Annotated in this window: 15 protein-coding genes and 1 pseudogene; 9 read left to right on the top strand and 7 right to left on the bottom strand. The window is 70.9% G+C overall.

Features of this window, described 5'->3' with window-relative positions:
• Positions 1–45 precede the first annotated feature (45 nt).
• Positions 46–417, top strand: coding sequence for a thioredoxin (trxA, locus tag OH735_RS34645; RefSeq protein ID WP_406385593.1), 372 nt, complete (start codon positions 46–48; stop codon positions 415–417).
• A 96-nt stretch (positions 418–513) separates the two neighbouring features.
• Here trxA and OH735_RS34640 read toward each other — a convergent pair whose 3' ends face one another.
• Both OH735_RS34640 and OH735_RS34635 read right to left on the bottom strand, forming a co-directional pair.
• On the bottom strand, positions 514–831 hold the full coding sequence (locus tag OH735_RS34640) for a hypothetical protein (protein WP_406385592.1): 318 nt from the start codon (positions 829–831) through the stop codon (positions 514–516).
• A 71-nt stretch (positions 832–902) separates the two neighbouring features.
• A complete protein-coding gene (locus OH735_RS34635; protein WP_406385591.1) occupies positions 903–1,925 on the bottom strand; it encodes a LacI family DNA-binding transcriptional regulator in 1,023 nt (340 codons plus the stop codon).
• 213 nt (positions 1,926–2,138) lie between these two features.
• On the opposite strand from OH735_RS34635, the gene OH735_RS34630 reads away from it, so the two are divergent.
• From OH735_RS34630 to OH735_RS34620, 3 genes are all read left to right on the top strand, one after another.
• A complete protein-coding gene (locus tag OH735_RS34630) occupies positions 2,139–2,276 on the top strand; it encodes a hypothetical protein (protein ID WP_406386983.1) in 138 nt (45 codons plus the stop codon).
• 273 nt (positions 2,277–2,549) lie between these two features.
• The gene (locus OH735_RS34625) at positions 2,550–2,699 is read left to right on the top strand and encodes a hypothetical protein (protein ID WP_406385590.1); all 150 of its coding nucleotides are present in this window, start codon (positions 2,550–2,552) and stop codon (positions 2,697–2,699) included.
• Between the two features lie 288 nt (positions 2,700–2,987).
• Complete coding sequence (locus tag OH735_RS34620; RefSeq protein WP_406385589.1) at positions 2,988–3,455, top strand: type II toxin-antitoxin system PemK/MazF family toxin; 468 nt, start codon at positions 2,988–2,990, stop codon at positions 3,453–3,455.
• Here the strand turns inward: OH735_RS34620 and OH735_RS34615 are convergent.
• A complete protein-coding gene (locus OH735_RS34615) occupies positions 3,440–4,276 on the bottom strand; it encodes a TIGR02452 family protein (RefSeq protein ID WP_406385588.1) in 837 nt (278 codons plus the stop codon). The genes OH735_RS34620 and OH735_RS34615 overlap by 16 nt on opposite strands.
• A 150-nt stretch (positions 4,277–4,426) precedes the next feature.
• Here OH735_RS34615 and egtA point away from each other — a divergent pair, with 150 nt between their 5' ends.
• From egtA to egtD, 4 genes are read left to right on the top strand one after another with little or no spacing between them, the layout of a single operon-like run.
• Entirely contained in the window at positions 4,427–5,746 is a 1,320-nt protein-coding gene (gene egtA / locus OH735_RS34610; RefSeq protein ID WP_406385587.1) for an ergothioneine biosynthesis glutamate--cysteine ligase EgtA, read from the top strand.
• Positions 5,743–7,104: an ergothioneine biosynthesis protein EgtB gene (egtB, locus tag OH735_RS34605; RefSeq protein ID WP_406385586.1), complete on the top strand. Its 1,362-nt coding sequence runs from the start codon at positions 5,743–5,745 to the stop codon at positions 7,102–7,104. Before egtA ends, egtB begins: the two co-directional genes overlap by 4 nt.
• On the top strand, positions 7,104–7,859 hold the full coding sequence (egtC, locus tag OH735_RS34600; RefSeq protein WP_406385585.1) for an ergothioneine biosynthesis protein EgtC: 756 nt from the start codon (positions 7,104–7,106) through the stop codon (positions 7,857–7,859). The genes egtB and egtC overlap by 1 nt, the downstream gene beginning before the upstream one ends.
• A complete protein-coding gene (gene egtD, locus OH735_RS34595; RefSeq protein ID WP_406385584.1) occupies positions 7,856–8,818 on the top strand; it encodes an L-histidine N(alpha)-methyltransferase in 963 nt (320 codons plus the stop codon). The genes egtC and egtD overlap by 4 nt, the downstream gene beginning before the upstream one ends.
• An 81-nt stretch (positions 8,819–8,899) precedes the next feature.
• On the opposite strand, the gene OH735_RS34590 is transcribed toward egtD, so the two are convergent.
• Both OH735_RS34590 and OH735_RS34585 read right to left on the bottom strand, forming a co-directional pair.
• Positions 8,900–9,709 carry a GNAT family N-acetyltransferase gene (locus tag OH735_RS34590; protein WP_406385583.1) on the bottom strand — a complete coding sequence of 270 codons (810 nt, stop codon included), beginning with the start codon at positions 9,707–9,709 and terminating at the stop codon, positions 8,900–8,902.
• Between the two features lie 360 nt (positions 9,710–10,069).
• Positions 10,070–11,326: an extracellular solute-binding protein gene (locus tag OH735_RS34585; protein WP_406385582.1), complete on the bottom strand. Its 1,257-nt coding sequence runs from the start codon at positions 11,324–11,326 to the stop codon at positions 10,070–10,072.
• Between the two features lie 201 nt (positions 11,327–11,527).
• Between OH735_RS34585 and OH735_RS34580 the strand changes: the two genes are divergently transcribed.
• Complete coding sequence (locus tag OH735_RS34580) at positions 11,528–11,743, top strand: dodecin (RefSeq protein ID WP_266750802.1); 216 nt, start codon at positions 11,528–11,530, stop codon at positions 11,741–11,743.
• Positions 11,744–11,790: 47 nt separating this feature from the next.
• Here the strand turns inward: OH735_RS34580 and OH735_RS34575 are convergent.
• Positions 11,791–12,278: pseudogene (locus tag OH735_RS34575) on the bottom strand (hypothetical protein).
• 12 nt (positions 12,279–12,290) lie between these two features.
• Positions 12,291–13,364: a hypothetical protein gene (locus OH735_RS34570; protein WP_406385581.1), complete on the bottom strand. Its 1,074-nt coding sequence runs from the start codon at positions 13,362–13,364 to the stop codon at positions 12,291–12,293.
• Positions 13,365–13,513 lie beyond the last annotated feature (149 nt).

The raw sequence follows: 13,513 nt of genomic DNA, 5'->3' as shown, positions 1-13,513 counted from the left end.
TTGTGCCGGACAGGTCCGAGCGGGCAGAGGAAGAGGTAGAAGAGTATGAGCACCGTTGAGCTCACCAAGGAAAACTTCGATCAGGTCGTCAGTGACAACGGCTTCGTCCTGATCGACTTCTGGGCTTCCTGGTGCGGCCCGTGCCGGCAGTTCGCGCCGGTCTACGACGCGGCGTCGGAGCGCCACGACGACCTGGTCTTCGCCAAGGTCGACACCGAGGCGCAGCAGGAGTTGGCGGCGGCCTTCGAGATCCGTTCCATTCCGACGCTGATGATCGTCCGGGACAATGTGGCGGTGTTCGCTCAGCCGGGGGCGCTGCCGGAGGCGGCGCTGGAGGATGTCATCGGACAGGCCAGGAAGCTGGACATGGACGAGGTCCGCAAGTCCATCGAGAACCAGCAGAAGGAGCAGAAGTAGGCTCCACGCGCGCATGAGCGGGGTGAGGGGCCCGACCGGACCGCGGACACGGACCGGTCGGGCCCTCTTTCCGTGACATCGGCGGCCTGCGCGGCCTCAGCCCGCAGCGCTGCTGTCGGCACCGTTGTCCGGGCTGCTGTCGGCGTCGTCGTCGGCGTTCTTCTCCTTGATCCGGACCGACAGGCCGTAGTCCAGTTCGGCGCCGTCGACCAGCAGGGCCTCGACCGCGTGCGTCGCCGGGTCGATGTCCGCCACGACGCCTTCACCCGAATAGCGGGGGTAACCCGATGCTCCAGTCTCGCCGGTCGCCGCCACGACCGCCGAGCGGATGGCGCCACTGCTCCCGGCGGCTTCGGTGGTCTCCTCGACGTGTTCGGGGACCAGCAGGATCTCGTAACTCTGCGGATGGCTCATGGTCATGACGCTAGGCAAGCGGCACGCGGTACGCACGTTGCCGCGCTGCCGTGCCGTGCGGACCCGGCGGCTCAGCTGGACTCGCGGTGGACCGTCCTGGCCCGCAGCAGGTCGTGGTGCTCGGGATCACCGCCCGGGTGCCGCACCAACCGGTGGACGAGATCCGCGAGCGGCTGTGCCGCGGCCATCTCCAGCCGTACGCTGCTGAGCCGGGGCCGCAGCAGCCTGCCGAGCATCAGGTCGTCGGCGCCGATCACGGCCGTCTCGCGGGGCACCTCGATGCCCGCGTCCTGAAGGGCCCGCATCAGGAGCATCGCGTAGGCGTCGTCGTACGCGAAGACCGCGTCGAGGCCCAGGGGGCGCCAGCGGGCGGCCAGCCGGTCGGCCGACTCCTCCTCGTACCGCAGCGGCAGCGGTTCGATGACGGCCCCGTGGCTCTGCGCGGCCTGCCGGGCCCCGGTCAGCCGGGGTTCGGCGAACAGGCCGAGGCCGCCTTCCTCGGGCATGATCACGCCGATGCGACGCCGGCCGCGCGCCAGCAGATGCCCGATCGCGACGCTGCCGACCTTCCGCTGGTCCATGAGCAGCGCGTGGGCGCCGTCCACCGGTCGCGGGCCGAGGGTGATGACGGCCTTGGCTCCGGCTCGTCTGAGTACGGATATGCCCTGCGGGGTGAGAGCGATCGTGCCGGGTGCGATGACGGCGACGGGACGGAGTTCGGCCCAGGCGCGGGGGGCGTCGTCGGTGTCGAGGCCGGTGCTGCCGTACTGGACCACGGTGTAGTCGAGGCGGCGCAGCCCGGTTTCCAGTTCGTGGAAGAAGCGCTGGTGGAGCGGGTCGGCCGGGAAGTTCACGGTGGGCAGCACCACCGTGCGGGTGTGCCCGGCGCGCAGGCTGCGGGCCGCCGCGTGCGGTACGTACCCCAGCTCGGCGGCAGCCTCCCTGACCCGGCGGCGGGTGGGCTCGCTGATCCGCACGGTCGCGATGTCATTCAGTACGTAGGACACGGTGGCCCGGGAGACTCCGGCGAGCCGTGCCACGTCGGCACTGGTCGGCACGGGGCCTTCGGCAGGCTGATTCGGTAACTGGCTCATGGCGCCGGGCAGTCTTCCAGACGTGTACGGCGTGGGTACGCTCCGGGTCATGGATGACTCCTCGATGGTGGGACTGCTCGGCCGGGTGACCCGAACGGTGGGGCCGGGGCTGGTCGGCGAGGTGATCGTACGGATCCGGGGCGGCGCCGAGCACTTCCTCGCACATCCTGCCTGGACCAGCGGTGCCGGCGGGGCACCGCGACAAGGGGGTGCATGCCGATGGTCATCGGCGTCACGGCGGGACTCGTACTCGCCGCCATCATTGTGTTGATCGGCCTGTTCAAGCTGATGTGGCGCGTGGCCGAGCCGAACGAAGCACTGGTCTTCTGCGGTCCATCGTGGGCGGGTTGACCGTCGAGGAGATCGTCGAGGCGGGCGCGGGTGCTTTCAGCAGCGTCGGTCACATGGTGCTGCTGAACGGGGCCGACGGGCTGCCGGACATGTTCGCGAAGGCGTTGACGATGGGGGGCACGGGCCTGGGACTGGCCCGGCACCTGCTGGCGACGATGGGGCAGGACGCCCCGGCGCAACCGCAACCGCGGGTCAACGGGGCCGAACCGGCCGTGCCGGCCGTGCAGCCGTCGCCGTCGTCGTCGCCGCGCAAGCAGCACATTCCGGTGACGGATGAACCAGACGACTCGGGCGGGCCAGGTGTCCGGTCAGGCCGGTCAGGCCGGTCAGGCCGGTCAGGCCGGTCAGGCCGGTCAGGCCGGTCAGGCCGGTCAGGCCGGTCAGGCCGGTCAGGCCGGTCAGGTGGACGATACGCCTTCCTGACCGGTCCGGGCGGCGGTGGCCGGTGCGCGCCTCTCGGCCTCGGGCGGGCACCGGCCGCCGCTCCCGGTCTCCAAGTCGAGCGACGGCAGGGCCATGTGACGGCAGGGCCATGTCGACTACGGCGGCCGGACCGGGACGGCGCGCGCGGGCGCCCGTTCCGACTGGGGCCGTGAACCTCACCCTGAACCTCCGGTAGAGCTTCAGGGTGAGACCGGAGGTGCCCGGCCCGGCGGCCGGTTCACCGGACCCGCTCCACGAAACGGGCCGTACAGGTCCTACGGTGTGGGGATGAGCATCCAGCACCGTGACCGAAGCACCGACAGCCCGGCCGGTTTCCCCGGCCGCACCGGACCCTGCGCGACCTCCGAGGCCGACCCTCGCGACGTAGGCCCGGTCCGCACCGCGTACGCCCCCGACCGGGACGGCGACCCGGACCCCGGCGAGATCGTCTGGACCTGGGTGCCGTTCGAGGAGAACGACGGGCGAGGCAAGGACCGTCCGGTTCTGGTGGTGGCCAGGGAGGCGGTGGGCACGCTGCTCGCTGTGCAGTTGTCGAGCAAGCAGCACGACGGGGACCACGAGTGGGTGGCGCTCGGGGCCGGTCCGTGGGACAGCTCGGGCCGTCCGTCGTGGGTCGATCTGGACCGGGTGCTGCGGGTGCACGAGGACGGGATGCGGCGTGAGGCGTGCGCGCTGGACCGGGACCGGTTCGACCTGGTCGTCGGCCGGCTGCGGGAGCGCTACGGCTGGAGCTGACCGCCGAACGTCCGCTCGAAGGCGGACCGGGTGGCGGAATCGGGGCTGCGGTCGAGGATGCCGAAGACGATCTGCTCGAAGTGCCCGGCGAACCTGCCGCCGTCCAGCAGCAGCGCCCGGAACACGCCGGCCACCTGCGCCGGTTCGTTGCGGAACACGCCGCAGCCCCAGGCGCCCAGCACCAGCCTGCGGTACCCGCGTACCGCCGCGACCTCCAGCACCCGCTCGGCGCGGGACGCGAGCGCGGCGGGAATGCGGTGGGCGTCCTCGGGGGTGTGGCCGCGGATGACTCCGGCATTGGGTGCCGGGGAGGTGAGGAAGCCCGCGGTGTACGGGGTGTCGAGCAGCCGCCCCCGGTCGTCCCGGAACACCGGCACCCCGGGTGAGTGAATCACCCGGTCGGTGTAGAACGCGCTGCGTTCCGCGCGGTGGTGGGCGTAGTAGTCAGGAGCGCGCAGCAGCGTGGCGTACAGCGCCGAGCCCCGGCACAGGGCCTCTTCCTGGGCCTGTGCGCCGCCCCGGTATCCGCCGCCGGGATTGCGGGCGGAGGCGTAGTTCAGGACGGCGACCTTGCCGGGCCCTTCGGCGGTCATCCGGCGCGCCGCCGCCAGGCTGCTCTCGTCGGTGACCTCGATGACCGGTGTGCGGTCGGAGTCGAGTGCGGCGACGGGCACCGGCTCGGGGCCGTACAGCCTGGTGCCCGAGAGTGCGGTGGTCAGCGCACGTTCGATGCTCACCTCACGGCCTTGTGGCGTGCGGTAGTGGCCGGCCTCGACTATGGCCTCGGTTTCTCGCGCGATGCCGCGCAGCCGGGCGCTCATCAGTACTCCCCCGTGTGGTGCATACGGGGCATGCTCGGCCCTCCAGCGGCATGGATGCAACCGGATTTCCGACGCACAGGGGCACTCTTGTGCGATCCCCCCGCACGGGTTTGGGTGGTACGGACGAACCGAGCAGAAGGAGGTCCCGGTATGTCATCCGACGCACCCTGCGACCACGGTCCGCCCGGCCAGCCCCCGCCCCTGGGCGAGGGCGAAGCCGAGGATTTACTGCGCTGCATCTGCTTCAAGACCGGGCCGCCCCGCACGGTCGGTGTCGAACTCGAATGGCTCATCCACCACCGGGATCACCCCCGTGTCCCCGTCCCCCACCACCGTCTCGACGCAGCCGCCGCCCTCCTGCGGGCCCTGCCCCTGAGCGCGGCGCTCACCTTCGAACCCGGCGGCCAGCTGGAGCTCAGCTCGCGCCCCGCCGACTCCCTGATGGCGTGCATCGATGCCACCGCCGCCGATCTCACCGCCGTACGTGACGCCCTCGACCGGATGGGACTCGCACCCGCGGGTCTCGGCGTCGATCCGTGGCATCCGCCGCGCCGTCTGCTCCACGAGCGCCGCTACGACGCCATGGAGGTCTCGTTCGACCGGTCGGGACCGGCGGGCCGCGCCATGATGTGCACCACCGCGTCCGTCCAGGTCTGTCTGGACGCCGGAGAGGAGGAACCCGGTCCGCTCGGCTACGGGCGGCGCTGGCAGCTGTCCCATCTGCTGGGCGCCGTGCTGGTCGCGGTCTTCGCCAACTCGCCCTTCCAGTACGGCTACCCGACACAGTGGCGGTCCACCCGGCAGTCGCTGTGGGCCGGACTCGATCCGTGGCGGTCCCTGGCACCGCCCGGCCATCTGCCACCTCGCGACGCCTGGGCCACGCACGTGCTGGACACCCCGGTGATGTGCATCCGGGACGACGACGGGCCGTGGGCCGTGCCGGACGGGCTGACCTTTCGCGACTGGATCCGTACCGGCGCGCCGAGACCACCGGTGCGCGCCGATCTCGACTACCACATCAGCACCCTCTTTCCGCCTGTGCGCCCGCGCGGACACCTTGAGCTGCGCATGATCGACGCGCAGCACGGCGCGGACGGATGGCTGGTGCCGCTCGCCGTCACCACCGCCCTGTTCGACGACCCAGAGGCCGCCGAGACCGTGTACCGCACCGTCAAACCGCTGGCCGAGACGGCCGGGCCGGGCCCGGCGCCACGCAATCCGCTCTGGGAGGGCGCCGCCCGCGACGGCCTGACCGATCCCGAACTGCGGGCGGCGGCCGTCACCTGTTTCGCACTCGCCCTGGAGGCGCTGCCCCGGATGGGAGCGACCACGGCCGTGCAGGAAGCGGTGGCGGACTTCAACGACCGTTTCGTCGCCCGGGGCCGATGCCCGGCCGACGATCTTCCCGCACTGCTCGCCCTCGATTCGGCCGGCGGTTCGGACCACCACTTCGAGGGGCCCCGCTCATGACCGACTCCCCCGCACCCGACGCATCCGGTCCGGGCGGTCCGAACGGGCCGGACGGGACGGACACCGAGGCGCTGCGTCGGCGCGCCCTCGCCGCGCTGCTCACCGCCCGGGAACGCACGACGCTTCTCACCGAAAGCGTGGACGACCACGAACTGACCGCCCAGCAATCGCCGTTGATGTCTCCGCTGGTCTGGGACCTCGCGCACATCGGCAATCAGGAGGAGCTGTGGCTGCTGCGCGGGGTGGCCGGGCAGGAGGCGATGCGTCCGGAGATCGACGGGCTGTACGACGCCTTCGAGCATCCGCGCGCGGCCCGCCCCTCGCTGCCGCTGCTGGCACCCGTCGAGGCCCGGGTCTACGCCGCGGAGGTACGTGACCGGGCACTGGACGTGCTCGACGGCACGGCATTGCGCGGTGACCGCCGGCTGGTGCGGGACGGGTTCGCCTTCGGCATGATCGCCCAGCACGAACAGCAGCACGACGAAACGATGTTGATCACCCATCAGTTGCGATCCGGTCCTGCGGTCCTGACCGCGCCCGTGCCGCCCTCTCCCACCGACGCGGCCGGGCTGCCCGCCGAAGTCATGGTCCCGGGCGGCCCGTTCACCATGGGGACGTCCACCGAGCCGTGGGCCCTGGACAACGAGCGCCCCGCGCATGTGCGCGATGTACCGGGCTTCTTCCTCGACACGACGCCCGTCACCTGCGGCGCGTACCAGCGATTCATCGAGGACGGCGGCTACACCGAGCGGCGCTGGTGGGCCCCCGAGGGATGGGCGATGGTCCGTGAGCACGAGCTGACCGCTCCGCTGTTCTGGCACCGGGACGCCGGTCAGTGGCTGCGCCGCCGCTTCGGAGTGACCGAGACGGTACCCGAACACGAACCGGTGCTTCATGTCAGCTGGTACGAGGCGGACGCGTACGCTCGCTGGGCCGGGCGCCGGCTGCCCTCGGAGGCGGAGTGGGAGAAGGCGGCGCGCCACGACCCGGTGTCGGGCCGTTCGCTGCGCTATCCGTGGGGCGACCAGGACCCGAGCCCCGAGCGGGCCAACCTGGGCCAGCGTCATCTGCGACCCGCGCCTGCGGGAGCGTACGCCGCGGGCCGGTCACCGCTGGGCGTACGGCAGTTGATCGGTGACGTGTGGGAGTGGACGTCGAGCGATTTCGAGCCCTATCCGGGCTTCTCGGCGTTCCCGTACCGCGAATACTCCGAAGTGTTCTTCGGACCGGCCCACAAGGTGCTGCGTGGTGGTTCGTTCGCCGTGGATCCCGTGGTGTGCCGGGGGACGTTCCGAAACTGGGACCTTCCGGTGCGGCGCCAGATCTTCTCCGGTTTCCGCACCGCGAGGGATCTCTGATGTGTCGTCATATCGCTTATCTGGGGCCTTCGGTGGCTCTCGCTGAACTGCTGACGCGACCGCCACACAGTCTGGTGCGCCAGTCCTGGGCGCCGAGGCACCAACAACACGGGACCGTCAATGCCGACGGTTTCGGCGTCGGCTGGTACGCGGACGGTGACCCGGTGCCGGGACGCTACCGGCGCGAGGGCCCCGTCTGGGGAGACCAGACGTTCGCCGATCTGGCCCGAGTGGTACGCAGTACGGCACTGCTCGCGGCGGTACGTGATGCCACCGAGGCGGGTGCGGACGGCGAGGCGGCGGCCGCGCCGTTCGCCGCCGGAGGGCTGCTGTTCAGTCACAACGGCGCGGTGCGGGACTGGCCGGATTCCCTGGCCCCGCTCGCCGCCGCGCTGCCCCCGGCCGAGCTGCTGACCCTCACCGCCCGCTGCGACTCGGCCCTGGTCTGGGCCCTCGTACGCCACCGTCTCGCCGACGGTGACGCACTGCCGCAGGCCGTCGCCGACACCGTGCAGGACGTGGCGGCCGCGGCGCCTGGATCGCGGCTCAATCTGCTGCTCATCGACGGCACCACGATCGTCGCGACGGCCTGGGGCGACACCCTGTGGTACCTCGCCGAGCCGGGGCCGGGCACGGTCGTGGCCTCGGAGCCGTACGACGACGATCCGCGCTGGCGCGCGGTCCCCGACCGGACGTTGCTGACGGCGACCCGCGCCGAAGTTCTGCTGACCCCGCTCAAGGAGCCCACGGAGTGAGTCCCTTTCTGCTGACCCGCACCCTGCCGGTGGACGCGACGGACGCGGCGCTGCGCGCCGATGTGCTGCACGGCCTGACCCGGCATCCGAAGACGCTGCCGCCCAAGTGGTTCTACGACGCGCACGGCAGCGAACTGTTCGAGGAGATCACCCGGCTTCCTGAGTACTACCCGACCCGCGCCGAGCGCGAGATCCTGATCGACCGTGCCGGGGAGATCGCGGCGGCGTCCGGGGCGCGGACCCTGATCGAGCTGGGATCGGGGTCGTCGGAGAAGACCCGGCACCTGTTGGACGCGCTGCCCGCGCTGCACAGTTACGTGCCGGTCGATGTCAGCGAGAGCGCACTGCGCGGCGCCGCCGAGGCCCTGCTCGCGTCCCGGCCGGATCTCTCCGTCCACGCGCTGATCGCCGACTTCACCGGCGGTCTCGCGCTGCCGGCTACCCCGGGGCCGCGGCTTATCGCGTTCCTCGGGGGCACGATCGGCAATCTGCTCCCCGACGAGCGATCGGTGTTCCTGAAGTCGGTGCGGTCGTTGCTCTCCCTGGGCGACGGGCTGCTGCTCGGCACGGATCTGGTGAAGGACGAGGAGGTGCTGGTCGCCGCGTACGACGATGCGGCCGGGGTGACCGCGGAGTTCAACAAGAACGTACTGAGAGTCGTCGACCGGGAGTTGGGGGCGGACTTCGACCCGGCCGACTTCGAGCACGTGGCGCTGTGGGACCCGGAACGGGAGTGGATCGAGATGCGGCTGCGGGCCCGTGCGGCGCTCACGGTGAAGATCCCGGATCTGGATCTGGTGGTGCCCTTCGAGGCCGGTGAGGAGTTGCGCACGGAGGTGTCGGCCAAGTTCCGCAAGGAGGGAGTCCGGGCCGAACTCGCCGCGGCGGGACTGCGGTTGGACCGGTGGTGGACGGATTTGGCGGACCGGTTCGCGCTGTCGCTGGCGACGGCGGTCTGAGCGGGGCGGCCCGGGGCACCCCGGGCCGGACGCCTGCCGAGATCGGCGCAGTGCCGCCTGTCCCGGCAACTGCCCTCGGTTTCATCGCAGTTCGGTGAGTGCGAGGAAGTGGCGCAGATAGCGGGGGTCGGTGCGGCGCAGCGACAGCAGCACGTACAGGTCGGCGACGTCGAAGTCGGGGTCGTACGCGGGTGCTCCGCAGACCTGGGCGCCGAGTCGCAGATAGCCGCGGAGCAGGGGCGGGAGCATGGCGAGTCCGGTGGGTACGTCCCCTCGCCCCGAGGTGGTGGGCTGCCAGAGGCGGTGGGGAGTAACCCAGTGGTCCTCGGGTGCCAGGTGCTTCTTCCGTACGGTCTCCCATGCCCCGGCCGCGGCGACGCCGCCGTCCGCCAGAGGTATCGAGCAGCAGCCGGCCAGCCAGTTGTGTCCGGTGCGTTGCATGTAGCGGGCGAGTCCGGCCCAGATCAGTGCGATCACGGCGCCGTCCCGGTGGGCCGGGTGGACGCAGGACCGCCCGACCTCGACCAGGTCGTCGCGGATCGGGCCGAGCCGCGCGAGGTCGAACTCGCTCTCCGCGTAGAGGCGCCCGGCGATCCTCGCCCGCTCGGGCGGCAGCACGCGGTAGGTGGCGACGACGTCGCCGGTGGCCTCCTCCCGTACCAGCAGATGGTCGCAGTACGCGTCGAACGCATCGCTGTCCAGACCGGGCTCGGCGCCTTCCAGCCGGGCGCCGAGCTCACCCGCGAAGACCAGATGGCGCAGACGCTGGGCCGCACGCACCTCGTCCTGGTCCACGGCGAGGGACACCCGGTAGCGCGGCAGGGCGGACGGGACGGGCTGCGCGGGAACGACGGGCGCGGTGGCGAGTGAGGTGACGGGCAACGCGTTCATGACGGTCTCCGGGGACGGATCGGCAAGGGCGGCCGCCGGGCCGTCGCTCTGCCGCGAAAACCCGGCCCCTTACTTCTTCCGTGACCGTCTGGATTCGACATGACCGCATGGGAGAGGCGGGATGTGCGAAGGCTGAATCCCCGGTGCGCCTCGGCGCGGCCCGCAGGTGTCCGACGCGCCGGGGGGCGCACCCGGTTCAACTGCCCACCGAGCCGGGACACACCCGGTTCAACTGCCTGCCGCGCCGCGGTACCGCCCGGTTCAACTGCCTGCCGCGCCACGGTACCGCCCGGTTCAACTGCCTGCCGCGCCACGGTACCGCCCGGTTCAACTGCCTGCCGCGCCGCGGTCCCGCCCGGTTCAGCTGCCTGCGAGCAGTTCGGTGATCTTCTCCGAGGCGGCCTTCGCCTCCTTCCGGGGGTCGCCGCCCTCAAGGACCGCCGTCATGTACGACTTGATCGGGTTGTCGGCCTCGACACTCGCCCACTGGGGCGAGTTGGGCGTCGCGCGCCCCTTCGTGGCGCCCCGGGCCATCGCGGCCGTGCCCTCCTGGCCCACGATGGCACGCGCGAGGTCGGGCTTGTTGGGCACGTAGCTCATGGCCTTGGCGAGTTCTTCTTGCCACTTCCGGCCGGCCAGCGCCTTGATCACGTCGATGCCCGCGGCGCGCTGTCCCGCCTTCTCGGGAACGATCAGATCGGATCCGCCGGTGAATACGGAGCCGGGGGGCTTGGCGGTCTTTCCGGGGATCGGGAAGTAGCCCAGTTTTCCCTTGAGTTCGGGGTTCAGCTGCTCGATCTGCCCGGCGGCGCCGGGCACCGAAATGATCTGTGCGACATCACCCTTGGCGAAGACCTTGGCCTGCGGGGGCTTTTCCTCGTCCGCGTTCTTGGGGCCGTCACCGAGTGCCTGGAGTTCCTTGTAGAAGCTCATGCCGCGCAGTGCGTCGGGGCTGTCCAGGGCGCCTTCCCACTCGCCGCCCCTGTCGTCGGCCAATTGGCCTCCCTCGTCCCAGATGAATCCGGAGAGGACGTACCAGTTCTGGCCCGCGAGGTAGATGCCCTGGTTGCCGTTCCGGTTCAGCTGTTCGCTGTCCGCGATCCATTCGTCGCGGGTCTTCGGCGGGGTCTTGATTCCGGCCTGTTCGAAGAGGTCCTTGTTGTAGATCACCACTCGATTGGCCGCGTACCACGGGACTCCGTACTGGACGCCGTCGACGCTGCCCGGCTCGGCGAGACCGGGCAGCCAGTCCTCGCTGCCGAGGTCGCGCACGGACTCCAGGGTGAGGTCGCGCAGCCCGCCGCTCTCCGCGTACTGGGCGACCTGGGTGTTTCCGACCTCGATGACGTCGGGGGTGTCCTTGCCCTGGAGCGCCTCGGTGACTTTCGGTCCGATGCCGGTCCAACTCTGGATCTTGAAGTCGAGCCGGACGGCCGGGTGCTCGTCCTCGTACGCCTTGGTGAAGCGCTTGAGGAAATCGGCGGACACGCTGTTCTTCATCAGCCAGATCGTGACCGTCTTGCTGTCGGACGCCTCCGAGCCCGGGACCAATCCGCATCCGCCCAGCGCACAGGTGGAAACGAGCGCGACGGCTCCGACAAGTATGCGGTTCTTCACCAGGTTCACCTTCTGCGAAACGGCACGACGAAATCCAGAACCCGGTGTGGGGGACTGCGGGCGGTGCTCGCACGGGCGTGGCTGGATTTTGGTATGGACCAATACTCCGGTCAAGACCCGCCCGCCACACACTCTGCACACCGACCCCTCGCGCACCCGGGCCAGGTGGGGCACCGTGGTAGGGACGAGAGGAGACATAAGATGTCAAATCACACCTACCGAGTTACCGAAATCGTGGGAAGTTCCCATGAGGGCGTCGACGACGCCATCCGCAGAGGCATCGCAAGAGCTTCGGAAACGTTGCACAATCTCGATTGGTTCGAGATCACGCAGGTTCGCGGAGAGATCAAAGATGGCCGAATCGAGCACTTCCAGGTGGGCCTGAAAGTGGGCTTCCGGCTCGACGAGCCGAGTTGATCCAGCGCGACCCGCCGCACGCCGGGCCGCGACCGGCCCCGCCGGATTCAGGTACGACCCTCGCGCCCCTGCGCGTCCCTGAGCGTGGGCGACGCCTGTGCCCAGCGGGCCCGGACCACGGCGAAGCCGGCCACTTCCGCCGCATCGCAGACGAGTTCGTCGTCGTCGACCAGCATCCGCACCTCACGCTCCCGGCCCAGCCGCTCCAGGACTTCCAGCTTGGTGTGCCGGGCCGGCCTGCGGTCGTCGTTGCGGCGCATGTACACCCGCCCCTGGGCAGCCCCTGTTCCACCAGCCAGGCCACGGTGTCCCGGCGGCACCGCTCGGGCCGTCCGGTGAGATACCGGACCTCGCACTCCACGGCGCTGCTCAACACCAGCCGTACGCCTTCGAGAAGCGGCGGGTCGTCGACGGCGGCTGCGAAGAAGCCGTTCCAGTCGCGCCGCCGCCCCTCCAGGAAGTGCTGCCGATGGCCGCTGTCCGCGAGCGTGCCGCCCAAGTCGAATACGGCCAGGGGCCGGTGGTCGCTTCTCACACCGCCGGCAAATCAGACGAGTGCCACCACCAGAAGAACCAGCACGACGACCACGGCCACCACCACCGCCACCCGCAGGGAGCGGCGCCGCGACCAGATCGGCAGCACCTGGGGACCCTCACGCCCGGGAAAGACGTAGAAGACGTGGTCGGGATCGTCGGGGATCGTGACCGCGGCCAAGGACATCCAACGGATGTCGACCCGCCGGGCCACCTCGCGCTGTCGTGGCACGAGGGCCGATTCGACGGCCTTGATGTGTGCCGGGTCCAGACCCTCGGGAAGCGGGTCACCGGCCGAAACCAGGGTGACCCGTTCCCACGCGTCGGCGCGTCCGGTCTGCTGCCGGACCCGCAGCGGCGGCGCCGGCTCCGGCAGCTTCAGCAGGGACCGGTCGGGCACCTGCTTGACGGATCCCGCGGTCCACAGCGTGATCAGGCCGGTGCCGTCGCACGGGGTGTGCGCCGCCGTCCGCTCGCCCTCGCAGACCGGGCAGGGCCTGAAGCCCGTGTCGTCGCACCGCGGACACTTCTTGGCGCCCCATCCCTGACATTCCGGGCAAGCGGTGCGCGGCTTACGACACTTCACGCAGGCGATCCGCCCGGCAGCCGTGTTCTCCCGCGCCGGCTCGGCCCCCGCACGATCCTTGCGGCGCTTGCCCGTGCCGTCGCACCAGGTGCAGGGATCGACGCCCTTGCAGGCCGGGCACACGGGGCCGATGTCGCAGCGCAGCTTGCCCGTGGCCCGGCACCGCGAACACGGCTGGCGCCCGCCGTCGCAGCCGCAGGGCACCGTGCGCGCCGAGCCGCGGAGCACCAGCTCCACCGTCCGTGCCGCCGCCGGATCCTTCGGCGGCTCGACGGGGTGGTCGCGCAGTTCGCCTTCATACGTGGGCCGTCCCGATGTGTCGTACGTGCCGGGCCTGGACTCCTCCCGGGTGGTACGGGTCTCCAGGCACCGGACGACGCGCAGGTCGAGCATCGGGAGCCGGGCGATGTCGGCGCCGGTCAGTCGGGGCCCCTGTCCGGGCCGGCCGATGTGCCGGGCGATCGCTTCGAGGATGTCGGCATCGGACAGTGCGTCGGCCATGACGGCGCTTCCACCTCCCGGTCAGGCGCGCCCGCGCGCCGGACGCAGCGTACGGGCGGAGCCGTCCGGCGCTCAAGAGGGCGTCGCGGGGGCATCGCACGCGCCTCACGCGGGCCGCCCCCGGACGCCGTCACCAGACGTGCACGCAC

The organism is Streptomyces sp. NBC_01618 (genome assembly GCF_045209435.1).
Lineage (GTDB): Bacteria > Actinomycetota > Actinomycetes > Streptomycetales > Streptomycetaceae > Streptomyces.
The sequence above is the reverse complement of the archived record's forward strand: the minus strand, read 5'-3'. Positions and strand labels throughout refer to the sequence as shown.